The 25,314-nt window shown below is 40.2% G+C and carries 25 protein-coding genes; 7 read left to right on the forward strand and 18 right to left on the reverse strand.

All coding sequences use genetic code 11. From position 1 onward, the window contains the following. Window positions 1-40 precede the first annotated feature (40 nt). Complete coding sequence (locus AC5JL8_RS05525) at window positions 41-250, forward strand: muconolactone Delta-isomerase family protein (RefSeq protein ID WP_495878776.1); 210 nt, start codon at window positions 41-43, stop codon at window positions 248-250. 156 nt (window positions 251-406) lie between these two features. Here the strand turns inward: AC5JL8_RS05525 and AC5JL8_RS05530 are convergent, their stop codons facing one another. After that, on the reverse strand, window positions 407-1,006 hold the full coding sequence (locus AC5JL8_RS05530) for an MBL fold metallo-hydrolase (protein ID WP_495878777.1): 600 nt from the start codon (window positions 1,004-1,006) through the stop codon (window positions 407-409). Window positions 1,007-1,746: 740 nt separating this feature from the next. On the opposite strand from AC5JL8_RS05530, the gene AC5JL8_RS05535 reads away from it, so the two are divergent. Beyond that, window positions 1,747-2,115, forward strand: coding sequence for a four-helix bundle copper-binding protein (locus AC5JL8_RS05535; RefSeq protein ID WP_495878778.1), 369 nt, complete (start codon window positions 1,747-1,749; stop codon window positions 2,113-2,115). 195 nt (window positions 2,116-2,310) lie between these two features. Further along, complete coding sequence (locus AC5JL8_RS05540; protein ID WP_495878779.1) at window positions 2,311-3,108, forward strand: hypothetical protein; 798 nt, start codon at window positions 2,311-2,313, stop codon at window positions 3,106-3,108. A 252-nt stretch (window positions 3,109-3,360) separates the two neighbouring features. On the opposite strand, the gene AC5JL8_RS05545 is transcribed toward AC5JL8_RS05540, so the two are convergent. The 12 genes from AC5JL8_RS05545 to AC5JL8_RS05600 all read right to left on the reverse strand — a co-directional run bounded on the left by AC5JL8_RS05545 (window position 3,361) and on the right by AC5JL8_RS05600 (window position 16,828). Then, window positions 3,361-5,307 carry an amino acid permease gene (locus tag AC5JL8_RS05545; RefSeq protein ID WP_495878780.1) on the reverse strand — a complete coding sequence of 649 codons (1,947 nt, stop codon included), beginning with the start codon at window positions 5,305-5,307 and terminating at the stop codon, window positions 3,361-3,363. A gap of 414 nt (window positions 5,308-5,721) precedes the next feature. Beyond that, complete coding sequence (locus AC5JL8_RS05550) at window positions 5,722-8,997, reverse strand: plasmid replication protein, CyRepA1 family (RefSeq protein ID WP_495878781.1); 3,276 nt, start codon at window positions 8,995-8,997, stop codon at window positions 5,722-5,724. A 387-nt stretch (window positions 8,998-9,384) separates the two neighbouring features. Then, window positions 9,385-9,624, reverse strand: coding sequence for a hypothetical protein (locus AC5JL8_RS05555; protein WP_495878782.1), 240 nt, complete (start codon window positions 9,622-9,624; stop codon window positions 9,385-9,387). 65 nt (window positions 9,625-9,689) lie between these two features. Next, entirely contained in the window at window positions 9,690-10,046 is a 357-nt protein-coding gene (locus tag AC5JL8_RS05560) for a response regulator (protein ID WP_495878783.1), read from the reverse strand. 430 nt (window positions 10,047-10,476) lie between these two features. Beyond that, window positions 10,477-10,911 carry a hypothetical protein gene (locus AC5JL8_RS05565; RefSeq protein WP_495878784.1) on the reverse strand — a complete coding sequence of 145 codons (435 nt, stop codon included), beginning with the start codon at window positions 10,909-10,911 and terminating at the stop codon, window positions 10,477-10,479. A gap of 3 nt (window positions 10,912-10,914) precedes the next feature. Further along, the gene (locus AC5JL8_RS05570; protein ID WP_495878785.1) at window positions 10,915-11,454 is read right to left on the reverse strand and encodes a DOMON-like domain-containing protein; all 540 of its coding nucleotides are present in this window, start codon (window positions 11,452-11,454) and stop codon (window positions 10,915-10,917) included. Then, on the reverse strand, window positions 11,451-12,575 hold the full coding sequence (locus AC5JL8_RS05575) for a phosphotransferase enzyme family protein (protein WP_495878786.1): 1,125 nt from the start codon (window positions 12,573-12,575) through the stop codon (window positions 11,451-11,453). The genes AC5JL8_RS05570 and AC5JL8_RS05575 overlap by 4 nt, the downstream gene beginning before the upstream one ends. 253 nt (window positions 12,576-12,828) lie before the next feature. Then, window positions 12,829-13,104, reverse strand: coding sequence for a hypothetical protein (locus AC5JL8_RS05580; protein WP_495878787.1), 276 nt, complete (start codon window positions 13,102-13,104; stop codon window positions 12,829-12,831). A gap of 69 nt (window positions 13,105-13,173) precedes the next feature. Beyond that, the gene (locus AC5JL8_RS05585; protein WP_495878925.1) at window positions 13,174-13,779 is read right to left on the reverse strand and encodes a Uma2 family endonuclease; all 606 of its coding nucleotides are present in this window, start codon (window positions 13,777-13,779) and stop codon (window positions 13,174-13,176) included. Between the two features lie 52 nt (window positions 13,780-13,831). After that, entirely contained in the window at window positions 13,832-15,007 is a 1,176-nt protein-coding gene (locus AC5JL8_RS05590) for a n-acyl-d-glucosamine 2-epimerase (RefSeq protein WP_495878788.1), read from the reverse strand. A 215-nt stretch (window positions 15,008-15,222) separates the two neighbouring features. Next, window positions 15,223-16,218, reverse strand: a complete 996-nt coding sequence (locus AC5JL8_RS05595; protein ID WP_495878789.1) for a DUF262 domain-containing protein — start codon at window positions 16,216-16,218, stop codon at window positions 15,223-15,225. A 1-nt stretch (window position 16,219) separates the two neighbouring features. Then, window positions 16,220-16,828, reverse strand: coding sequence for a hypothetical protein (locus tag AC5JL8_RS05600; RefSeq protein ID WP_495878790.1), 609 nt, complete (start codon window positions 16,826-16,828; stop codon window positions 16,220-16,222). Window positions 16,829-17,159: 331 nt separating this feature from the next. On the opposite strand from AC5JL8_RS05600, the gene AC5JL8_RS05605 reads away from it, so the two are divergent. Together AC5JL8_RS05605 and AC5JL8_RS05610 are read left to right on the forward strand one after the other, a co-directional pair. Next, complete coding sequence (locus AC5JL8_RS05605) at window positions 17,160-17,294, forward strand: hypothetical protein (protein ID WP_495878791.1); 135 nt, start codon at window positions 17,160-17,162, stop codon at window positions 17,292-17,294. Window positions 17,295-17,313: 19 nt separating this feature from the next. Next, on the forward strand, window positions 17,314-17,889 hold the full coding sequence (locus AC5JL8_RS05610) for a Uma2 family endonuclease (RefSeq protein ID WP_495878792.1): 576 nt from the start codon (window positions 17,314-17,316) through the stop codon (window positions 17,887-17,889). A 586-nt stretch (window positions 17,890-18,475) separates the two neighbouring features. On the opposite strand, the gene bchB is transcribed toward AC5JL8_RS05610, so the two are convergent. Then, on the reverse strand, window positions 18,476-20,002 hold the full coding sequence (gene bchB, locus AC5JL8_RS05615) for a ferredoxin:protochlorophyllide reductase (ATP-dependent) subunit B (protein WP_495878793.1): 1,527 nt from the start codon (window positions 20,000-20,002) through the stop codon (window positions 18,476-18,478). Between the two features lie 387 nt (window positions 20,003-20,389). On the opposite strand from bchB, the gene AC5JL8_RS05620 reads away from it, so the two are divergent. Then, window positions 20,390-21,136: a Uma2 family endonuclease gene (locus tag AC5JL8_RS05620; RefSeq protein WP_495878794.1), complete on the forward strand. Its 747-nt coding sequence runs from the start codon at window positions 20,390-20,392 to the stop codon at window positions 21,134-21,136. A gap of 191 nt (window positions 21,137-21,327) precedes the next feature. Beyond that, a complete protein-coding gene (locus AC5JL8_RS05625; protein ID WP_495878795.1) occupies window positions 21,328-22,278 on the forward strand; it encodes a DNA adenine methylase in 951 nt (316 codons plus the stop codon). A 323-nt stretch (window positions 22,279-22,601) separates the two neighbouring features. Here AC5JL8_RS05625 and AC5JL8_RS05630 read toward each other — a convergent pair whose 3' ends face one another. The 4 genes from AC5JL8_RS05630 to AC5JL8_RS05645 all read right to left on the reverse strand — a co-directional run bounded on the left by AC5JL8_RS05630 (window position 22,602) and on the right by AC5JL8_RS05645 (window position 25,257). Then, on the reverse strand, window positions 22,602-22,877 hold the full coding sequence (locus AC5JL8_RS05630; protein WP_495878796.1) for a copper amine oxidase: 276 nt from the start codon (window positions 22,875-22,877) through the stop codon (window positions 22,602-22,604). Then, window positions 22,810-23,667, reverse strand: a complete 858-nt coding sequence (locus AC5JL8_RS05635; protein WP_495878797.1) for a hypothetical protein — start codon at window positions 23,665-23,667, stop codon at window positions 22,810-22,812. The genes AC5JL8_RS05630 and AC5JL8_RS05635 overlap by 68 nt, the downstream gene beginning before the upstream one ends. 106 nt (window positions 23,668-23,773) lie before the next feature. Beyond that, window positions 23,774-24,298: a tetratricopeptide repeat protein gene (locus AC5JL8_RS05640; protein WP_495878798.1), complete on the reverse strand. Its 525-nt coding sequence runs from the start codon at window positions 24,296-24,298 to the stop codon at window positions 23,774-23,776. 119 nt (window positions 24,299-24,417) lie between these two features. Next, window positions 24,418-25,257, reverse strand: a complete 840-nt coding sequence (locus AC5JL8_RS05645) for a transporter substrate-binding domain-containing protein (protein ID WP_495878926.1) — start codon at window positions 25,255-25,257, stop codon at window positions 24,418-24,420. Window positions 25,258-25,314: the final 57 nt, after the last annotated feature.

A 25,314-nucleotide genomic window follows, 5' to 3' on the forward strand; every position in this document is an offset into this window, starting at 1 on the left:
TACTGCGTCTTTAAGTTTACTAGATTTGTAATCTACTCAATTGAAAACTGCTGTATGGAAGTGTGTTGGGATGCGGCGCGTAATCGTAATTGTGGATGTTCCTACTCCTGATCTACTTGACCAAATTCTGTTGGATTTACCCATCATGAAGAAAAACGGTCAGCATGTTCAGGTGCAGGTGACTGCACTTAGGAAATATGAGGATTTTGCTGCTGACCTCAAAGCTCGTTTGGATAAGAAGGAAAAGTAGTAAATTTGATGGATATTAAATAATACAGCTCCGGGACTGGGGACTGGGGACTGGGGGGACAAGGAAAATTATTTTGAAGAAGTATTTCCTAATCCCCTAATCCCCCAATCCCTAATCGCCAACCCCCAATTAAAATCTGCGTTTACTCCTACCTACTCATAGCCTCGCTACAAGTTCCTTTAAGCGATCGCGTCCATCGTGAAAAACTGACCAACCATCTCCTACTAAGACTGTTTCTACTTGGCTCAGTTGTGCCAATCTCTGCACTGAAGCAACGGCTGCTTGACGATTCTGAAGCTTTTCATCTGGCAATATCGTTAACGTACCCGCTTTATGGGCCCGCACTAAATCTCCTGTGATTAAGGTCGTTTCCTCCAGCAAAAATGCTAGTTCACCAGGAGTTTTAGAACCTTGAAGTTCAATCGCCTTGAGTCCAGGGGCTAACTCTTCACCATCACTCAGCCAGCGATCGCAATGTATGGGGAAGGTGTCTTTTTCTGCTGCTGGCCCTGCTATTTTGGCATAGGTTTGATTGGCAATTTCTGGAGTTGCCCTGATATGATCAGAGTTAGTCAGTACAATCCAAACTACACCACCGAGGGATTGTAAGTGATTCCAGTCATGATTTGATAGGGCTACTGGATCAATTAGTATATTGCCATCTGAACGAACCCAGGCAATCCCATTGAAATCAATATTTCTGGCTGGATTGAAAGTAGACCAGCTATAGAGATCGGGACGGTGCAGAGATTTCATGATGATTCTGGGTCAATACCTTCAATAATTCAGTATCGGTAAATTCAGTAGATAAAGCAAGAGTTAAATCATTTTTTTCTTTCACCGCTATAAATTATTCTCCTCTGCTCCTCGCAATGAGCCTAGTTGCTGCCATGCAACTTTTATCATCAAACCCTGCAAGCATCTGGCGATCGCTTGCTTAAACTACAACTCAACTTCCAACCGACAAACTGATACCATTTTTTTCTGTTCTATTGGTCTGCTTCACTCCTTTTCAGCCAATTTCAACATCTCAAATTTACTACACCTAAAAACAGAGGCATGAGAGCCAAGCTACTTCATTCCTCTGTTGAGAACCCTATGCGTAAATAGTCAGTAATATTAGTTCATAAATTATCCCTTAGATGAAGTTTTTAAGCACTTTACTTTGGTAATTTGTTAAAGAAATATGACATTAATTACTCTCCAGAGTTAACTTTTAATATTGATCTCCGCTTGAGTGGTTTACTAATTTAACAAACACCGTCTTGCTATGGGAGATTACAAACCTTTATGTACAATGATTTTTCAATCAATAACGCTACAAATGTCACTAATATATGTGGAATTAATTCAAATTTCCGGTAAATTTATCGGGATAGTTACCTTATAAATTCCTCCATAAAAACCCCATTGACTCTCAAAAAAGATAGGACTAATGTGATGATTAGCCCTACCAAGGGTACACGATAAGCATCAAAAGTTAGGAGGAATTTCCTATGATGATGATGATGGCTGAATCCATGACAACTGAAATGCAAACTTGCATGGATGCTTGCATGGAATGCCACAAAATGTGCATGGAAACCATGACCCACTGCATGTCTATGTCTAAAGGCGGCAAGCAGATGGACATGAGCATGATGAGCATGATGCGCGACTGCGCTGAAATGTGCATGATGTGCATGAACATGATGATGGGTGGTTCTGAGTTCATGGGACGCACTTGTATGCTCTGCGCTGAAATGTGCGATCGCTGTGCTATGGTTTGCGAAAAGATGAGCGATGACCACAAAATGATGGAATGTGCCGCAGCCTGCCGCAAGTGTGCAGAGGCTTGCAAAATGATGCACATGATGCCTGCTTAATTTCATTATCTAGCAGAATATTCTCTGCAACCTAATATTCAAGCGCTCAGGCTCACAGAGTCTGGGCGCTTGAAGTATATTTATAGGGACTGGGGACTGGGGGAGCAGGGGAGCAGAGGAGCAGAGGAGACTTTCTGACTCAGAACTCAACACTTCATTACTCAGGACTCAGGACTCAGCGCTCTCTTAAGGCAGATGAAGCACCTTAAATCACGTTCTCAAGACTTGCGGAGTTTGTTTGAGAACAATATCACGATTGAATATGTAGCAGAACCCCTCAAAGCTGTGTCAGCTGAAGCAGAGGTACTAGAGGTGCTGCATTGGATGCAAGCACAGGATTTTGATGTTGTGGGTGTTGAGTCGGGGGATACTATCAGCGGTTATGTAGAACGCTCCAGCTTAATGAAAGCGCAATCTGGCAAATGCAGTGATTATCAACGAGTGTTTCATCCCAAAGAACTCATCGCCATTTCCACCCCACTCATGAAATTGCTACCCATTTTGCAACAAACTCCGCGCTTATTTGTCCTTGACTGCAATCAGGTAAGTGGCATTATTACCTGTGGGGATTTGCAAAAAGCACCTGCGCGAATGCTGCTGTTTGGCTTGGTAACTTTGCTAGAGATGAATTTGCTGCGATTGGTGCGGCTTTACTATCCTCAAGATTCTTGGCAAAAAGTCCTGAAACCTGAGCGTTTACAAGTTGCTCAACGGTTATGGCGAGAAAGTCAAGAAAGAAACGAAGCCACAGATTTGTTAGATTATCTTCAATTTTGCGATAAGCGAGAGCTAGTTTTAAATGAACCAGAACTTCTCCAGCAACTGGGGCTAAAGTCGAAGCGGTTTGGAGAACGTTTCCTCAAGTCTGCTGAACAGTTGCGAAATCGATTGGCTCACGCCCAAAATTTAGTTAGCAGTTCCTCTTGGACAGAGTTAATTGCTTTAGCAGAAGCGATGGAAACACTTTTAATTCGTTGTGAAGAAATTGAGTGATATTATAACGACTGGAAGATTTTAAAATTCAAGCTGATGGCGCAGAAGAATCTGTCAGATTGTCTGGTATGTCATTTCTGTTCTAATGGGCATAAACAAGAATTGATATAAAATTTATTAACTGATTTATATCTGATTTTTTGAATAAACGTAGGGGAGCCAGTACACCCTTACCGCTTCCCCGACTTGTAGACACCCGCAACGCTGTCTCACCTTGTCCCTTTGTCCCCAATTCCCAGTCCCCTATCCTCCTCAACCCCCCACATGAACGCCAGGACGCCTGTGGGGATTCTTTTCAGCTCGACGCAGCACTTCACGGGTGACTACAGCAATATCACCCTCACCAAATAAGATAAAACGCAGTAAGTATTGTATGGGGTTTCCTTCGGCCCAGCCAAAGTAAGCATGGGGAATTTTACCTGTTTGGTCACGTATATGCAGAAGTAAAGCGGCGATCGCATTAGGTACTGCTGCACTCTCAGCACGTAAAATGCGGTAATCACCAACTTGCACGCCTTTTACTTTGATGATATCTGCAAATTCCGATGCGTCGGATATGATAATTTCTAGAAAAAGGATTGGATCATTGGCTGGGATATGGTTATCCTCACGTACCTCTTTCTCTTTTAAAAAATATTCTTCGACATCGCCTGCATTGAGCCGATTAGCAATCAATCGTATTGCTCCCTGGCTCTGTTCGGCAAGGAATTGGCGGGCATTATCGTCAATTTCGATCCGCTCTACTCGCAGTTCTGTTGAACGCCAAACACGAGAAATCAGCGAGGTGATAATGATAGTACCAATGAAGAACCCAGCGATTCTAATACCTTCTGGTCTTTCGATGATATTAACGATAGTGGTATATACAAATACCAAGGTGATGATAGCAAAAACAACAGTTCCCGGCTTCGACCTCTGACGGTGGACTGATAAAGTTACAGCAAAGGCTGCTGAAGTGATCAACACAAGCACACCAGTTGCGTAAGCCCCGCCCTGGGCTTCCACATTTGCCCGAAAGATAATTGTGACGACAAAGGCGATCGCTGTATAGACTAATACTAAAGGTCGTGATGCTCGTGCCCAATCTGGAGCCATGCCATAGCGTGGCAGGTAGCGAGGCACGATATTGAGCAGTCCTGCCATTGCAGATGCACCTGCAAACCACAGAATAGAAATAGTGCTGAGATCGTAAACTGTGCCAAAGCCATCGCCGAGATACAGATGTGTTAGGTAAGCAAGGGCACGTCCGTTAGCTTTACCTCCTTCGGCAAATTCTGCGGCTGGAATTAGGAGAGTAGTTATCAAGCTGCTGGTGAGCAAAAAGAAGCTCATAATCACAGCAGCAATAGTCAGCAACTTGCGCGTATTGCGAATTCTTCCTCTGGGGTAATCAGGGGTGTCGCTGTTGCTACCTTGAACAAGTGGCATCACAGTTACGCCAGTCTCAAAGCCGGACAACCCCAGTGCTAGCCTGGGGAATAACAACATAGCTGCACCGATCATCAGCAAAGGATTAGAATGGCGTGCGAAAAGTGCAGTCTGCCAGTTAGCGATCGCTTCTGGGTGAGTTACGATCTGATACAGACCAACGCTAATGACAATCAAGTTTGCTAGCAGATAAACTGCCACCAGAAATACTGCAATACTGATTGCTTCTTTAAAGCCTCTCAGAAAAACTGCACCTAGTAATGCGACTAATATAAGAGTGATAACGATCGCTTGACCGTGAAGTAGATGTGGAGTCAGCGGATTTTCGATGATATGGGCTGTAGCATCAGCAGCCGAGAGGGTAATAGTGATAATAAAGTCCGTTGCTACAAAGCCGAGTAAGCACAGTACAAGTAATTTGCCTTGCCACCAAGAAAGCAAGTGTTCAAGCATGGCAATAGACCCTTCACCATGAGGACTTTTGGCAGCAATGCGCCGATAAATTGGCAATGCGCCAAAGAGCGTCAGCAAAACTAGAATCAGGGTAGCCACAGGAGAAAGAGCGCCTGCTGCTAATGCTGCAAGACCAGGTTGATAGCCAAGGGTCGAGAAATAATCTACACCAGTCAGGCACATTACCTGCCACCAGGGATGCTGGCGGTGTGTTTCTTCCTTGGGGTAAGGCCCTTGCTTCTGTTGTCTGTTTTCTTCCAGCAACCAGCGCATGAACCGTTTGCTGAGGCGTTTTCTGGAAACGATTGATTTAGGCATCAAATACGCTTGTGTTGCAAAACTTGGCTTTGTGGTCTATTCAGCTTTTGAAGCTAACATTTATTTTAAGTTGAACATACTATTTGAGTTACCTGAACCGTATTGATTCATAGAGAACTTTAAGACATTTGTAACCAACGTCTTAAGGTTTCTTATTAAGACTACCTCATCCATAGAGAACCTTAAAACATTTGTAACCAACGGCTTAAGGTTTCTTATTAACGCTACCTCATCCATAGAGAACCTTAAAACATTTGTAACCAACGGGTTAAGGTTTCTTATTAACGCTACCTCATCCATAGAGAACCTTAAAACATTTGTGACCAACGGGTTAAGGTTTCTTATTAACGCTACCTCATTCATAGAGAACCTTAAGGCATTTGTGACCAACCGATTAAGGTTCTGGCGTAAAGGTTATATCGTTGATAACGGGAGAGTAGGCGTAGGCATTACATAGTTTGCCTTGACAGGCTTGGTTTGTATAATCTCAACCTTCCAGCCTGAAGAATAATCTGCCATCTCATAACTAACACTCTTCACTTTAGTCAACATCAACTCATCTCGTTGATGCCAAACTGCAAATATTTTTTCCCTACCATCATTGAAGCTTTCTGTGTCGATTTGATACGCTTCATTTATCCGCTTTAGCTTTAAACCCAATAAACTTAAGATTCGGCTAAGTATTTTAATTGCCGAAATGCCTTCTACTTCGCTTCCCAGATTAATACCAAGTACCCGTTTAATATGTTTACTATTTTGAAAAGCTAAATTTTTCAGTAATCGCAAATCTGGATCATTTTCAGTAAATTCTCGTTCTGCTTCGATAAACTCTAACATTCCTAAAGCTTTCATTGCCTCTACTTTTAGGGTATAAGTTTTTAAATCTGGTAGAAAAACTTGACCATCACCCCAAAACAATTGCTGATGCCATTCTTGCTGATCGCGGATATGAAAATACTCGCTTTCGTGGGTTAAATAATAATGAGTTAGCAATTGACCGTAATATCCTTTATCATCCTGCAATTTCAACAAAGGAGTAACTTCTATGCCATACCTTTGTCTGAGGATGTATTTTTGAATTTCGTGACGTTCTTCAGTAGTGTGAGAATGCTTGGCTAATAGCTGCTCATACTCTACGTAATCAATATCCCTAGCATTGGCAACAGCCGCCGCCGCTACTAATTGATTTTGCTGCTTAATGTCTTTAATTTTACGTTTAATCTCTTTAGCTTTTTGGCGATTGTCTGACCAATCTTTTTGGACTTTGACAATTTCTAATATTAACCTTCTGCGGGTTGCTGAATCATGAGGATCGGTTGCCAAAAATGCTAGGCGCAAATCTCGAATAATGTTATTGTGAACAGCATTGCTTCGTGCCCAAATTTGATGCCCATCGGCAATTAAACCATCTTGTAGTGATTGCCGATAAAGGCGAATAGAAGCATTTACCCTAGCAGACAACTTCGCCCATGTTCGTAAATGTATAGGGTCATAAACTAAAGGTAAATCAACATCTATTTTATGCAATGGGCTGAGTAAAGCTAAATTATCTTTTTGATTTTCTTGATACCAATAAGATAACAAGCGATAATTAGTGCTACCGCTACCAATTAAACCAATACCTCGTTTCGCACACCAAACAACACGCGGCACATCATCTCTGACTCTAGCTAATGCTTGCCGCGCTTCTGAGTCAGGAATTACTCCTTGAAAGATGCCATATACTCGGTCGAAATGTTGGACATCAATACTAATTCCTGTACCAATACTAGGGGTGACAAATACAGTGTCATATTCAGGAATTTTTTGATTAATCGCTGCAACGAAATCAACTGCGGCGTGTCCGGGTGTATTTGTTGTTTGACTGCTGACAACTAGAGTTTTAGGAAATTGTCGCCGTAATTTCTCTAAACGTTCTTTCAAGTAAAGTTCTATTGTTTCACAACTATAACGTCCAGTACGACTATCGGTAGTGACATAACATTTACGTCCCGCAATTAAATCCAATTCCAATTGGTGAATTAGTGGTGTTGGATTAGGAGAATCATAAAAAGTCACATCCCAACCTCGCTGAGGTTGCCATTGATTTAAAACTATCCAAGGCGTTAATTTAATTCCAGCTAATCCTTGCAAATATTCTAGAGAAACATCTGATAAATCAGCATCTTGGGTAATTACTAATCCGCCAGTTGTCAAAACTGTGGAAACTAATTGCTGAAATACTTTTAAAATTTTGACGCGTTTTTGTTTACAAGTATTACTGTTGAGTAGATGCCATAACGACTGCTCTACTTCATCTAAAATTACTATCGCTCCTTGCCAATCTTCAGGGTTGAGTCTCCAAATAGAATCAACGCACAAGCCGAAGGATTTGGGGATTGGGGATTGGGCATCGGGCATTGGGGAGCCATTGCCGTGGGCGGGTTTCCCGACTTGAGGCAACTGGCGTGATTGGGCATTGGATAAAGAAGACAAGGAGCAAGAGTTAATCATGGTTCTTTCCCCTTGTCCCCTTGTCCCCTTGTCCCCTTGTCTCCCCTGTTCGCTTTCTCCATTGCCAATTCCCCATTTAATGCCAATCTTTTCACATAAAAACCGTCCTAATTGGATTCTGTGAGTAATTAATAAAACGGGTTGATTTCTATTTTTAGCTTGATTAACAACAGCTTTTAATCCTGTAGTTTTACCTGTACCTTTTGCTGATTTAACACCAACTAATCCAGAGGTGGGGAAAGGTATTTCTCCTAAGTAGGGACAGTTGACTGTGAGTGCAGGCGGAATAGTTAACTCGGTATGGGGTTTACTTTGAGCAAGGTAAACTTCTAAATCGACACTTTGGCGATAAACTTTCTCGAAGCTACTTGCACCTTTGGCGACGATAAACTCATCAACGCCTTTTTCTATTCCGGGAAGTTCGATGACTTTGACTGGACAGTTTTTTTCTTGGAATAAAAAACCAAGTTGAGAAATGGCATTATTGACTGCGGCGATTGTCTTGGGTTTAGTTTCAAAATCAAAGCAAATATAAAAGGTGCGTTTTTTAATCGTAAACATCCCTAAGTCAGGAATCAGCTGACGACGGGTAACTTTACCGAAGTCATCTTTAACCACTCGATAACCGCTAGTAATTCCGGGAATGGCGATCGCGGGGTATCCTTGGGTTAAGAGTGTGGCCGCTTTCTTCACACCCTCGCAGATAATCACAGATACGTTCTGTTCCATTACCCATTGCCAAAACCCTACAGCTTCGCCATTAGGGGCAATACTAATATTGTTTGGCATGGAAAGATTGTAACGCTGGGCGACTTGCTGCCAAACTTGTAGCGTCACCCGCAGACAAAACACTCGCGTTGGTGTGCTGGGGGGATGTTCATACTTGATCGACTTGCCATTTTGATTCAGTCGGGGTTGGTTTGGCTTAAAGCATCCCCATTCCATCATTTGCCAATCATTCAGGGGATCTAGTCCAGAACACCACCAACCGCCTTCTGTGATATGGGCGTAACGCTGTAACCACGCACTTTTCACCATTCCGGTATTGGTGCGGGGGAGTAGCTCAGAAATTAACAGATACTCATAAGCATTTATCCCTTGAAGCGACATAAAGTTGAGCTTCGCAATGTGTAAATTTATGCCGCTACTATTGACTAATTCCTCAAGGTGTTGGGGGTGTAAATAGTGTAGATGCATAGGGCGAGGCTCGGAGCGAGGACGATGGATTTAAAATTTACCATGCATCTGCCTGATTTTTATCATGGAAATCATGGAGTTTATCAGCCGCTTTTGATACTGTGCAGTGGGAGATACATCGGTAAAAGTTAAACTGAGTGATTTTGTCTTTTATATTGGTTCGGTAATAAGTTTGTATTGTGATATTTGTTCGCAATTAATTTTTGATTATCAGTAGATTCCTAATTAAGGAATGCGATCGCCCGTATAGCCTCGGCGGGCCCTGGCATGAGAAAAGCCTCACAAAGCTGCAAGCTGGTCTTTGTCCTCGGTTAGTGGTCGGTGTAGAAAGTAGCCTAACACTTGCTGTTTAAAGTTTCTATTCGTTGTAAAGTATTTATTCAACAATTAAAGGGTGTTTTTTATGCCTGATAATAATGAGGATTTAATTAGAGCTATTGAAGATTTAAACTCTACTGTCAGATCGGGATTTGTTCTCATATCTAATATTGTATTTTTAACTGCTTCATGTATTGCTGTTGCAACTTCAAATAGATCTCCATTTAATTTCTTTTCTCTTGGACTTATTTTTTTAATTATTAAGTTGATTGGTTGGTTTGCTTCTAAACGATAATACGTATTAAACAATAAACCCTCCTGTAGTAAACTAGAGGGTTATTTTGGGTATGAAGTAACTTAGAGCTACTAACTACTTATAAAACCTCATTAACTCGTTCAAATAGGACATCAGGATCTACAGGTTTATAGATAACACCATTAACTTGTGTATTAGTTAACTGCGGTTCAAATAATTCTTTATATGCAGTAACTAGTAAAATAGGTAAATTTTGTAAACATTTATCTTCTCTTATAACTTTAACTACTTCAAAACCGCTGATATCAGGCATCATAACATCTAGTAACAATAAATCTGGTTTTTTAAGTCTTATTTTATTAATTGCTTCGATTCCAGATGTGACGAACTCAACAGTATAGCCTTGAATTTCTAAAAATAATTGTAGAAGAATACAGTTGTCTATGACATCATCACAAATCAAAATATAGTTCATAAAAAATAAGATGTTATGCTTTTTTCTATTTCATAGTTATGTTATCCGATTGTCTTTAACCTTTAGAGCGATATGTATTACATTATTATTGACTATTTATTACTAAATAAATACGCCTTTAGGTGTAAGAAAAATATAAATAATTAATGTTTCAGTAGTTAAAGTTAGTAATTAAATTCAAATAATCGTTCGTCTTTCGCCCAACGAGTTGCTAACAATAGCGATGAATGAAAGTGCAGACGCTTCCCCTGTGCGGTCTTCAGCAGAACGCCAAAGCTTTAGTGACTCTTTATACTTAGTAAGACAATAATTCCCTGGCGATCGCTGTATTGCCATTCAATTGCGGTTTTATCTGCTTTCCAGCTAATTGCGGCACTGGCACTTCTGGCGCACTTAGCCGTCCCAATGCAGAAGCTAGCCACTCACTGCATTACAAGAAAGCGATTGAGATAAACCTTATGGTTACACCCTGACGGACAATAGTGATTGAGCGCTGTCCGCTGGGAGAAACATATTCTGTCATCAGATCGGGACTTATGAATCCAGCTAAGATTCCTAGTAAAAAACCCATCAGGTAAAGCCACAAAAACAGCAAACTAAAAAAGTGTAGTAAACAAATCAGCCTTTGCCAGCATTGGGACAAGGATGTAGTTGGCAATTTCTTGATCGCCCACCAAGAAATTACCAATGTCAGCAACCCCAGGCAAGGCAAGAATAATACACTCCAGAAGCCGCGCAGGGTGTAGGTAGCTTCAGCAGGTAGTAGTCTCAACAACAGCCAGAAAGCCAGGTTTAACAGTAGTGAAACAATCCACAAGCTGAAGTGTGGTGATTGAGAGCGATCGCCTTTTAAGTGATGGCGCATTTCTCACAGTACGATGATGAAACTATCTCGTCGATGAAAATCAGCTTCAGCACCGCGATGAGTCAATGCCCAATAACTCAGCTCACCGCCTTGATTTTTGATGACAGTGGTAATGGCAACTTCTAGGGTTTGTTGTGCGGGAACAATTTTATTTAAATCCACATCCACAGCCAGTTTTAAACTGTCCGATAGATGCTGGACGCTAAATGGAAGTATGGTAAAGCCTGCTTCCTCTTGCATTCCTTGACGATAACCATCAAAGCGATAGACATTCCAGTGTCCGGCGGGGGAGAGATTAAATTCCCAATAACGTTGAGAATCCTTGATGCCAAGAAAGAACTCAAAGCAGGTATCTTGCCATAGTTCGTGCTTTCGTGCTGGTATTTCTGAGGGTGAAGCGATCGCAACTTCTTTGATGTCACCCAGCAGCGTGTAATGAACCGCAAGTTTATTCACATCTGTGATGATATTACCTGTGATTTTCACATCAGGTAATTGCTCAGTAGAGGAGAATGGTTGCAAGGAAAAAGTCTTTTCGTTCATTTCATATCCCGAATGATGGCGCGAATTGTTTTTTCTTGGGATTCAATGCTTTCGGTAAGCTTAAATTGAACTAACGCCCTAGCAAGGTTGTGTTCTGGGTACTTGACTTTGAAGTAAACATTACCTGCTAAATAGTCAGCAAAAAATCTCAATCCCAACTCAAACGCAATTAAACGGATAGCGTCGTACATATAAATATAGTCATTCTCGGTAAGAAATTCCTTTGCTACCGAGAGATAGCCTTGGAGAATTCCTTGGCAAAGTTCAGTATCGAAATGAACACTTTCCCACTGCTCAGTTTCTTCGCCGACGGGATTACAACCCGATCGCAAACAGTCGCCAATGTCGTAATGTACTAAACCAGGTTTAACAGTGTCGAGGTCGATTACACTCACTGCTTGCTGGGTGGCAGTATCAAACATAACATTATTAATTTTGGGGTCGCCGTGCATCAGGCGTAGGGGCAATCTACCTGTAACTTTGGCATTTTCCAGGATGTGTGCAAATATTTTGCGATCGCTAACAAACTGTAAGCAATAATTGACTTCCGGGGATTTCTGTACATGAGTTTTCGCCGAAACTTCCTCATAATACTGAAGGTAGCGCGGCGTAATGTGGAACCCTTCCAAAGTATCAGCGAGTTTTTCTGGCGGTAAATCGCTGATCAGATTGTGGAACATACCCAGAGCATAGCCGATTTCTTTGGCGTATTCCTGATTCTGCATCGTGTCGAAGGATTGCGAACCTTGAATAAAGCTAATTGCCCGCCAGAACGAACCATTTGCATCCCTCCAGTGGTCTTGAATATCCTTGGTTAACAGTACGCGGGGTACTTCCCAACGACGGTTGAGGGGAGTATGTTGTAACCGTTTGCGAACATGCTCTGTATATATACACATATTCTGCATAATCAGTTGAGGCTGACGGAACACCTGCGTATTAATGCGTTGCAGAACAAAATACTGTTCCCTCGGAGAATCTAAAGTAACTAGAAAGGTGTCATTAATATTGCCACTACCAAATGCTTTAACACTGATAACCTTACCTTGAAGCGTGAATTGCTCGGCAATAGTAATTAGATTATCCGTACCCTGTGTTTTGATATTCTCTGTCGTTTTCATAATTTGACCTATACTACTCCCCACGTAATTGCCCGAAAGCGATAGGGGATATCGTAGCTTAAGTTTTAACATTAGGTCTGTGTAAAAGTGTTGCGAATGTGGTGAGCAAGCAACATCTCGTACCAATTCAAAATTCGCTCATTAAGAAAGCCTGATTTCATCTGGGTTTCCAGGTTTGTATGTATCACATTCTTTTTTCAAATTCGCATCACGATGTAGCCAAGGATTTCTTGCACACGTTACTGATTTAAAATCAAGTTAAACAGCGTGTGAGGATCACTGATTGTGTACGATCCCATCGTTTATCTTGTTGATGAAAATCAGAGTGAGCAATAATTACTTTAGGATAATATTTAAAAACAACATCAATCGGAATAGCTCCACCGCCCAAATCCGAGTTGCGGTTACGAGTAAATTTTATTACGCCGCAAACTTTACCAGTACGCTGGTTCAAGAGAGGAGAACCACTTAAGCCAGGTCTTACTTGTCCTCCCTTGAGCTTAATGATAGGAGTTAAGCTACCAATCATACCTTCACATTCAAGAGTTACAGGCTCACCTTCTGGAAAACCTACTCTAATATCTCTACAATTAATTATTCATCTAACCTCAGGAAAAATCTTGCTTAAGTTTAATAAGACATCTTCAAATCTAGGAATCACAACTGACTGATTCGGTAAATAAATCTGCTTGCTAAGGTAGTTAAATTCACCTTGAGCATTTTGATAAGGCTGGCTGTAAGCTTCTAATTGATGAGCAATCAAGTTGACAATCCAATAATCATAAATTCCGGCTTCTGCGTAAATTTTTAGTTTGGTGGTTTGATCGTAATTTAAGGTTGTGTCCGAAATTTCGATAACCAAAAAGATATCTTCGGGATAGGGATGATGCGCTAGATAATCTTCATCTTTTCCACGTGCAATGACGACATCCGGCTCAGGCTCACTTTGATTGGGTAGGGTAATAGGATCTTGTCCACGAATGACTGCGCTTTCACGAAGTAGCTTTGAAGAAGAATCGCTTAAGAGCCGATCCAGTTGGCGGCACAAGATAGAACCGCAGACTGTATGAAGTGTTCCTTTTGCCACCATTTGAATTAGTTCTCCCCTAATTAATTCAATGCGATCGCCCTCTTGCAAAAATCCGAGTTCAATCAACCGATGATATTCATCAATGGTGAATCGCTTAGGTGTCACAACATTCATAGGATGTCCATCTAATAAGACTGATTCCATTTGTACCCTATCAAAAATTAAATTACTTTACACTCAATGCTTCAAACTGTTGCCAACACAGATACAGCGCACGCGGTACATGAAAACATCCTTTCCATTTGCCGCCTTTGAGATTTAGCAAAACTCCCCCGCGACGATTGAGGTAGCCAAACCACTCACCATATTCTGGATCAGCAAAGTGTTTCCAGGCGTAATCGTGCATTTTTTGATACCATTCCCAACACGCCTCACGTCCCGTTAGACGATAACCCATTGCTAATGCAACCAAAGTTTCTAAGTGAACCCACCACAGTTTTTGATCCCATTCCAACTGTTGGGGAGGATGACCTTCTGCATCCATGAAATAATACAATCCGCCGTATTCATTATCCCAAGCAAAATTCAGGATATTTAGCACCACATCAACAGCTTGTTTAATGATTTTCGTATCGTTGCGACGGCGGGCTATATCCATAATGAACCACATCGCTTCGATACCATGGCCTGGGTTAATTAAACGTCCTTCAAAACTATTAATGTGGGAACCGTCGGGAGCAACATTTTCGTACATCAGCCCCCGTTCCTGGTCGAGAAAATCACTCATCACTTCCTGAACTGTTGCATTCAAAACTTCTTCCAAAGTTTCGCTAGATAGCAACCATTCCATTTCTAGAGTCAGGTTGGCTAAAATCATCGGTACAGCCAAAGATTTCATCGGTCGTGTACCTGGATATGACTTAGTATATTTGCCTTTTGGGTTATCCTTGCGGCGCAAAACGTTGTTGTAAGCTTGCATAGCCACATCCCTAGCCCAATCTTCACCACCGGCGAGGGCGTATTGGCTAAAAGCCATCGCTGCAAAGCAATCAGAAAAGATATTGTAAGGCTGAATCAGTGGCTCACCTTCACGAGTTAGGCTAAAGTACCAGTTTCCATCGCCATCTCTGCCATGTTGGGAGAGAAAATTAGCACCATTGGTAGCAATTTTCAGCCAATTGTCGCGTTTCTCTAGCTGGTTGCAAAGCATGGAAAATGTCCACACTTGGCGGTTTTGCAGCCAGATAAATTTGTCTGTGTCATACACTTTACCCTGGCGATCGAGGCAGGTGAAATACCCTCCTTGTTCCCAATCAATCGAGTGTTTTTCCCAAAAGGGGAGTACATCGTTGAGAAGCGCGTTTTTGTATAGTTCAGCTAGTTCTTTGAAGTCCTGTCTCATAAATGTCCCCACCTTTGTGCCAAAACAACAGCGTCAATTATCGCCTTGCTGTGAATAGACTACAAGTGCTACGGACTGCTTTCACTCTGGCTTATCCAAAATGGCATCATAGCCTATGGCGATAGTGAGAGATCATGCTAAAAACCTAAGTATGTAAGTTGTAATGTTATAAAATTATAAAATATTCAACTATCTTAGAGGTTAATATATATATTTTAGGCGAAAATATGCTCATTAAACACCTCTGCTCTTACCACTCTCCCCTTTCTATTAGTAGTTCCTGCGTACATATATGAATAATATTTTCCATACTTATTATCAGGCTTGCTTCTATTCTCTAATAGCAGTAATTCCAGATTTTTTAGACGTTCAGCAATATTTTCTGGTATCTGATTTATGTGCTTTGCTAACTCCACAACAAGTGTAAAGAAATTAGACTTTCTAAACCAAATTGAATCAGACGGTAAAGCCATGTCACTAATTGTAGCAAAAGTCTTTATGAGCAGAGCCTTCATATGATCCTTATTGGGGTATTCATCATTGTATTGAGCGATATAATTTTCAACTTCTTTATCTTGAGGAAAGTATCCACCATTTTCAATAGTTGCCATTACTAATAATATAAAATATAAATCAGCCATTCTAGTAAACTCAGATTCATGAAAAACCCCGTATTCTTGTAAAGAAATATTTTCTAGAATACTTTTGCCCGTTTTGATGAAATAGCCGCTATATATAGCATTATGTATTTCTATATCGTCTAGTTTAAACTCTGTCAAATTAATTCTGCGAAAGATTTCTCTGATAGTTTCTTCTGATACTTTGCCTATATCTCTTACAACAATTTGATATGAAAGAAACTCTTCTCTTTTTTCTTCTGTTAAATCTTCAAACTTAGGGATTTTACTTAAAGGCTTATCGTTATCATACTCATGATCAATATATCGTTTTATTGTAGTTAGTCTTTGTTGCCCATCAATAACGTGCTGTGTTGTACGCAGCTTTTTAGTATCAATATCACCTTGGCAAACATAAATTTCAGGGAAAGGATATCCTTTTAAAATAGTATCTATAAATTCCTCTTGGTGGTCATGAGTCCACACAAACTTTCGCTGAAAGTCAGGCCTCAATATAAATTTTCCTCCTTCAATATTCTGGTAGATATCAGCAATAGTAGGATTAGTCACTGATGGTTTAATTTGATTCGCCATGTTATACACCAATTTCTAAAGATTTTTTAAGGTCTCTAAAACCACTTACTGTATACATCTCAAAATGTTGGTAAGTTTTGAATATACCAGCAGTTACTTTATAGTCACCAACTTCTGATTTTCCGTAAGAAATAGATTTAAAAAAATCAAACCATTCATCCTTTAACTCGTTAACCTTAAATGAAATTGGAAGCTTGTCAGGTCTAATCCATCCAATTGCTGTGTATTCAAGAAAAGAATGATACATTTTCAACTCATCGTATGTGACTTTTCTTCTTGCTCTTCTTAGTTCCATCTGATAAATGCAAATAATATCAATAATTCTGTCATATAAATTTTGCGATACTATCGCAACATCAATGTCGGAGTCATAATCAAAAATTTTTCTCTTACGTGGACTAAATCCCAATTTTGCGGAGCCTGTTATGAAAACTTCATGAAAAGCGATATCAAATTTTTCAGATATCCTCTTTCTAAATTCGTAGTATTTATCTTCTTGTCCCTCAAAGATGTAGGGAGTGCCATGTAAAACTTTTTTCCTGCATAGATCTATCACAGCAGCATCATCTTTAATCTCTTGTAGAGATGATATGAATTCATTTACATCCACAGCTATTTTTTTCTCAAAAATGTATATCAAAATTTTAGATATTAGCTGTATACAATAACACAGCTAATAACAAAAAAGTGAGTAACAGAGCATAAATATTAATTTTTACTATTAAGTTTTATGAACTAAACTCTACACGCCCTAACAGCTTCCTCGCAGCATAAGCACTTCAGTTGTGATATGTTCGATGCCGCGATCGCCTGCAAGTTTCTTGATGTTGCACATCACTTAGCAAAGATTATTTATTCTATAAATGAATGTAAATTATTAGAATCTGCCTTTCCAATTGAGAAATATATGAAGTGAGCACTCAACTTTAGGAAAAGGAGAAATGATGGTATTAACTTCGGTAATTCCAGGTTATGACTTAACAGAAGTTTATCATTCAGATTCCCATATTTGGAAATTAAGTAACTGTATCGGTAATTTGTGTTTCTTGAAAGATGTAATGCTAGGCTACACTTAGCAAGATTGAGAGTCTAAGTATGAATGCCCTAATTCTTAACCTACACCCTACCATCGAGCTAACAGATGAGCAGTTCTTCCAAATCTGTCAAAATAATCGAGATTTGCGTCTTGAGTTGACGGCTGAGGGAGAACTAATTATTATGCCACCAACAGGATGGGAAAGTGGAAATCGGAATAGCCGACTGACGCAGCGCTTAGGTAATTGGGCTGATGCTGATGGTACAGGGCTAACTTTTGACTCTTCAACAGGTTTCAAACTCCCTAATGGTGCGAATCGATCGCCTGATGCATCTTGGGTAAACCGGGAACGATTAACGGCGTTGAACCCAGATCCAGCTAAATTTTTACCGATGGCTCCGGATTTTGTGGCAGAATTACGTTCGGCTACAGACAGCCTAGAGATACTGCAACGCAAAATGCAGGAGTATATTGCCAATGGTGTGCGTTTAGGTTGGCTGATTGACCCCCAAAACCAACGGGTAGAAATTTATCGTATAGGACGAGAAGTTGAGGTTTTACAATCCCCTACTAGCTTGTCAGGAGAGGATGTACTACCAGGGTTTGTGCTGGATTTAGCGCAGATTTTGAGTTAATAACAGTAAGAAGCAAAAGCATCTTATGTAGATACCTTTGTATTGGAAAATATAGCAACTCTAAATTATTAGTAAAAAGTTAATTCTTACTTCTTGCTTGGATAATTCAGTGCTTTGGAAAATGCGATTTTTTAAAATATATAAAAATGCAATATTTTTGGTATTTATTATATTACTATATTTTATTTTAGTAATTCTTATTTTCTTCAACATAAATTCGTCAATACAAGAATAAAGGCATAGTAAAATTGTAAATACAAAAAACAACATTATAGTCCATGAAATTGCTAAATCGAAGCCACTCTCAGAAGTCAATGCTTTCAAAAACCATGATATAGGTGATGAGAAAAATGGAAAAATAACTTGAAATAGACCGAGCAATAAATTCTAAATAATTTGAATTACTAAAGAAATAGTATTAAATAAAAAATATAAATAAAGTAATAATATTAAAATTACAACTAATTGAATCATATTTTTACTAAAAAATTATAATAAATAATTACCTCTCGGTTTTAACATTATAAAAATAGGGAGTCAAGATTGCTCTTAGCTCCCTAATAAATTTTATTTACTTGCTGAAAAACTAAGCGCCAACAGCTTCCTTAGCAGCGTACAACACTTCAGCGTTGATTTCCTTAAAGCCGCGATCGCGAGCAAATTTCTCGGTGTTGCGCTTGACTTTACCGCGAACAAATCCCGGAATTTTGTTCAATTCTGCTTGTCCATCTTTTGTCCAACTGAGGTCAGAATCAGCAGAAATTCCTTTGGTAATTACTTCTTTGGTATCGTGTCCACCGAAGATTTCTAAGAGGTGATCTTCCATTCCTAAAGTGAAGGAATTGTAGATTAAATCTGTAATCTGATTTGTACCTTCGTAACCCAAGAATGGTTTGTAACCAATGGGGAAGTTTTGCACATGGATGGGTGCAGCAATAACACCGCAGGGAATATCCAAGCGCTTACCAACGTGGCGTTCCATTTGCGTACCGAAGATGGCTGAAGGTTCGACGCGGGCGATCGCATCCCCAATTGCACCATGATCGTCGGTGATTAATACTTCATCGCAATACTCGCTCACTTGTTCGCGGAACCAGTCTGCATCATATTTGCAGTAAGTCCCAGCCCAAACAACGTGAATACCCATTTCCCGTGACAGAATTTTGGTGAGTGCGGCGGCGTGGGTGTTGTCACCAAACACCACAGCTTTCTTACCTGTCAAGTTCTGACAGTCAATAGAACGGGAGAACCAAGCAGCTTGAGATACATACAATGTTTGCTCGTTGATGAAGTCTTCGTAGTCAACATCAGCACCTTGGGCGTTAATTACCTGCTGAATCTTGCGGATACAACGGGCAGTTTCCACCACACCCATCGGGGTGATATCTACAATAGGAGTGCCAAATTCTGCTTCTAGGTAACGAGCTGTCTGTAAGCCGAGTTCGCGGTAAGGTACTAGGTTAAACCAAGCTTGCGGCATCTTCTTCAAATCGTTAACAGAAGCGCCTTCAGGAATGACGGTATTTACCTCAATTCCTAACTCACCCATCAACTTTTTCAGTTCGGTGCAGTCGTGCTGGTTGTGGAACCCAAGGGTAGAAATACCGATGATGTTGACGGAGGGTTTTGCAGTTTTGCCTTCTGGGAGTTCGCCTTTTTTACGGGCTTTCTCAATGTAAAATTGCACGATTTGATGCAGGGTGCGATCAGCTGCTTGCAGTTCGTTGTAGCGGTAGTGGTTGACATCCGCCAGCATTACGTCACCTTTAGCTTCTAGTTGCGCCCGTTCTACAAAGTTGTGCAAATCTTCTTGCAGAATACTAGAAGTACAGGTGGGAGTTAAAACAATCAAATCCGGGTGTTCCTCGGCATCTTTGCGGGTGATATTGTCTACCACCTTTTCTTGGGAACCACGTGCTAAAACGTTGCGATCGACAACACTGGTTGTTACCGGAGTGAAGTTCCTTTCCCTTGATAGCATCGAGCGCATGACGTTAAAGTAGTCATCGCCAAGTGGGGCGTGCATGATGGCATGGACATTCTTAAAAGAACTGGCGATTCGCAGTGTACCTATGTGGGCAGGCCCTGCATACATCCAGTAAGCCAATTTCATGACTGTGTTCTCCCTTTTAATCTGAAATAATACGCAGTCCAATATGAGTGGACTATGATTGCTGAATTTCTAATCGTTGTCTGATTCTCTCAAAACTTGTAGTCCTTATAAAATGGGGAAATTGTTAAGTTTCTAGTCGGGTGCGATCGCTCAAACCTTTTGACCATCTGGGATCTAGCGCTTAATTAAACAACATTAATGTTGTTTAAGTGACATAAATCTTTATTTTCAGCAAAATTTACTCAAAGAAGTCGGGGATCTGGAAACCGCAAATTTTGATATCAAAGAATTAGCTGAATCACCAGATCGCCCAGGTCTTAACCGTGTCAGGTCTCTTAGCGCCTCTAGCCTATAATTAAAAAACTCAACGCCCGTGAGATAAAGACTATGCTGTCAAACAATCTCAAAAATGCGTTACCAAGCACAGACGAGTTGCCTTGTAGTGACGATACGCCCGTGGATAACGAGGAGCAAAATCTGTTGCCCAATATTCTCCTGTTTTTACTTAACTCGATCTGGGCTACACGGATGGATTGGTACTTTGGGGTAGATATGGGAGTGTATCATACTACAGGTATAAATCCCAGAGTGCCAGTAGTGCCAGATGCGTTTTTGAGTGTGGGAGTAGAACGGAAAAAAGGTGGTAAATCACGCAAAAGTTACGCAGTTTGGGAAGAAAACGGCGTAGTTCCCATCTTCACATTAGAAATGGTATCGCACACACCAGGGGGTGAATACAATGAAAAGATGGACATTTACACCAAACTGGGCGTGTTGTACTATGTGATTTATAATCCAGAATTTTGGCGACGCGACCAACATCAACCGTTTGAAGTGTACAAGTTGGTGGATGGTGAGTATCAATTGCAGATAGGTGAACCCTACTGGATGAACGAAATAGGTTTAGGGATTGGCAGATATCAGGGTATAGTTGCCGGCATTCCCCAAGAGTTATTGTCATGGTATGACAAACAGGGCGATCGCTATTTGACCCCAGAAGAACAAGCACAGCAAGAACGACTGCGTGCTGAACAAGAACGACAACGCGCTGAACAAGAACGACTACGTGCTGAACAATTAGCGCAGTATCTACGCTCGCTCGGCATTGACCCTGATAATCTACCTAGTGAGTAATGTTAAGCGATCGCTTCTTCAGACCATGCGATCACACTACTTAGAATAGTTTCTCAGAAAAGTTGGTGTAGGGGCGAGTGCCGATGTTATGGGGTTGGCACATATCTTTAATTGTGCTTCTACCATGATTTGTGCTATCCTGAACAAACTTTTGGTACACATGAACTATATTTAAGGAATCTGGTATATCTGTGCAGGATAAACCAATGCATCTAACTGTCCCAACGCTGACAATAATCCCAAAACCTTTTTTGAAATGGGCTGGCGGAAAAAGCCAGTTAATCGAGCAAATAAATAATTTTCTCCCCAATGAATTGTTAAAAGGCTCAATCAAAACTTACATAGAACCTTTTATAGGAGGTGGTGCATTATTCTTCTACATAGCACATAAATATGAGACTATTGAAGAATTATTTATTTTTGATATAAATATTGAATTAGTAATAGCATACAAGACAATTCAACAAAATGTAGATGATGTAATCAAACTGTTATCTCAAATTGAAATGAAATATTTGTCTTTTGATGAAACTGAAAGAAGCAAATATTTTTATCAAATTAGGACACATTTTAATGCTAGAAAAAAACACATTAATTTGCATAAATATGATTTTGAATGGGTAGAAAGAACTGCCCATATTATTTTTTTGAACAAAACTTGTTTTAATGGGCTTTTTCGGGTGAATTCTAAAGGTGATTTTAATGTTCCAGTAGGTAAATATAAAAAACCGTGTATTTGTGACCCAGAAAACTTAATAGCAGTTGCTAAAATTCTCCAAAAAACTCAAATTTATCACGGAGATTTTATTAGTTGTGAAAATTTTGTAACTAATCAAACATTAGTTTACTTTGATCCACCCTATAGACCAATTAGTAACACAGCTAATTTTACATCCTATTCCCAGCAGTCATTTAATGATTCCGACCAATTGAGGTTGCGAGATTTTTTTAAAAAACTAGACAATAAAGGCGCATTACTCATGCTAAGTAATTCCGACCCTAAAAATGAAAATATTAACGATAATTTTTTTGAAGATGCTTATGCTGGTTATCGCATAGAGAGGGTAAAAGCTACAAGGAATATAAACAGTAATGCATTAAAACGAAACTTAATAAATGAGTTATTAGTTATGAACTATTAGGCAGCAAGAAAGATTTATATAAATTTTAATTTTATTTTTAAAACATATTTAAATTGTAATAATAAAATGAGTTTTTCTAATATTTTCAAAATACGCTAACAGACCTTATAACTATCTAGAACTATTTTGTTTATTGGCAAATAAATTCCAGTTTACGCACTTTAGAATAAACTTTTAGATATATCGATTACACCTTAAATCTCACAATGCTTGCCAGTGGATTACTTGCTGAACTAATAACACAAAATTTATAAATAGCCTTCCTAATACCAAATTTTGCGGAATGCGTTACCAGGGTGAGTCTGGTAACGAGTAAAAAGTATTTAAGTTTTCCTGGGATTATTCACAGGTATTGACTCAGGCAAATTAATTGCAGGATTGCGGCTAAAGAAACCTCTGGGAACTAACTTAAACCCAACTCGGTGCGTTGGCATCACAGGCCAATCTTCTGGTCGTGGAATATGAGTAACGCCCATTGTGTACCACAGTACGATATCTTGATCAGTTAACTGCTCATCATCGGCAATATATTTAGGTAATCCTTGTCCTGGTTGAGTGCATGAGGTAGCGGAAATTCCAACCTTGCCAGCTAATTGCATTACCGTTGATTCGGAAACTGACACCTTGAGGTTGCAAAATCTTCAAAGCTTTGGGAGGTACAAGTAATTTACCCAGAGACTGCACATCATAGTTCCAGTTTTGCTTGGAGAAAGGAACTATGCCGTTGTCTACAAAACTGTCAAGTTTACCTGTGTTCAAATTGACGGTGGCAATCACACCCTCAATTGGACTGCCAAAGTAGTTCCAGCCTGCGCCTTTATAATAAGATAATGCTCGACAAAGACGCTTACCTGTAGCAGTTTCCTCATTACTTAAAATTCCTGCTGCCCAGCAATTAATTTTAACTTGATCAAAATCTCTAATTCCCCGTTTTTGCATTGCTGCTTGCCATTGGGAATTTGATTTGACTACCTGCGCGGCCAATTCATATTCTGGATTGATAATTGCAGGTTGGACATTGGGTATTTGTTTCCAAGAACTTAAGGTTTTCGTTTTTAAATCAACGACACCTTCATAGGTTTTATTTTGCGGCCGCTCATACAGTACCAAGAAAGCTTGTCGCTGATAAATTTTACCATTTATAAAATTTATGACTTCAGTTTTATCTGGCTCTTGCAAGGTAATTAAGGGAAACACAGCCATTTTACTCAGAGTTTTCTGTGTCTTAATTACCTCAACAGCTGTTCTAATTTCTGCGGATGTTAACGCAGTCAGAGCATGGGAAATAGAAGGCTGTTGAGCCGATAAAATTCCCATTAAACCTAGAGAGCCAGAAATGAAAATAACAATGGCAATAGCTAAACCAAAAAACCGTAGCCTCTTAATCATCCTTAACATATTTACAGCAATGTATAGTTATCTATTTCCAAGATTGTGATAGAAAACCGATAGATTAGAGGCTAACTTCAAAATAATTTGCTAACGGTATCAGCTATTACGCAGAAACTAAGCGTCGTAAAGATTCAGCACGGCGTTTGGCAGTAGTATTATTAGGAGCAAATTTTAGTGCTTCTTCGTAAGCTTGCAGTGCCTGTGCATTTAATTTTTTGCGCTCATAAGCATGACCAAGATTATTGAACGCTGTTACATAGTCAGGTTTATTCTTGAGGGCTTCTTTGTATTGACGAATTGCTAAATCATACTGCTCTTGGGCAAAGTAAGCATAACCCAGACCATTGTAAATAGGAGCGATCGCTTTTTCTCCCTCTTCTTCGGCAGCTTTTAGAGCTTTTTGAAACAGCGTAATTGCTTGGGAATACACCTTTTTTTCCGAATAAATACTAGCTAACTCGTAATATTCCTGAGCCGTACCTTTGTCTTTACTCAACTTGTTTCGCAGCCGTGACAGCGAACTTTCAAGCCTACGAGTTTTGAAAATTTGGCGGAAAACACTCACAACTGCAAATGTGAGCAGACCTACCATAATAGAGAGATAAACAACCGCTAGACTGTTATCCATTGTCTTGAAATAGGGAATTATAAAGAGTCTTCTTAATTATTATCAGTCGCAAAGGGGGCAGAGGGCTGAGGAGACAAGGGAACTAGGAGAGAAATTCTTATTCTTAACTCAGCACTGAATTAAGGTAAACCCCAATATTGAGCGCGTTGCTTTAGCCAACCTTCAGCTATGTAACTAGCGATCGCTTCATTTACCTGTCGTCTTAAATCATCGTACTGCAATCCCTTGGGCATAGCTACAGACAAGGGTTCTGTTGATAGCTTGATTGGTAGTAGCCGATATTGAGGATATTGTTGCACCCAACCACTCAGGACGCTAGCATCTGCGCCAAAGGCTACTATGGCATTGCTTTCTATTTGCTGTCGTGCTTCTTCATAGGAATTCACTCCTACTAACTCGGCATTTGGCACATAGTACCGGGCATCAGCAATTGTGCTGGAGTTATTCAGTACGGCGATTTTTCGTGTTGCCAAATCGCTCAACTGCCTCACTGAAGTATCTTTTACAACTAAAAAACTGCCATCATAGTAGTAAGGAACACTGAAGCTCACCAAGCGAGAACGTGATTTAGTGGCTGTTACCCTCGCAATGGCAAAATCAACTTTATGGTTTAAGACTACAGATAAGCGATCGCGGTTAGCTACTGGCTGCAACTTGACAGCATCTGGCTTACCTAACAAATCAACTGCCAAACGCTGTGCCAAGTCAATTTCCAAGCCTTGCAAATTACCATTGGCATCTCTAAATCCCAAGGGACGCAAGTTGTCTTTGACGGCAATAGTTAAATAGCCTCGCCGCTGAATTTCCGGCATTTGGGCGGCAGATGCAATTCGTCCCATCCCCAGGAAGGAAAAGCAGAAAATCAAAAATATGGTAGCGGATAATATCAGATGTAACCGAACAAAGGATAAAGGATAAAGGATAAAGGATGAAAAAAGGAATTGTTGCGAAATACGCATTGTGTGCAACGAGGTGTCCTTTTTCCAGCCCCCAGATTCATCTGTGGGATATACTTC

It is taken from the genome of Mojavia sp., from assembly GCF_059505145.1.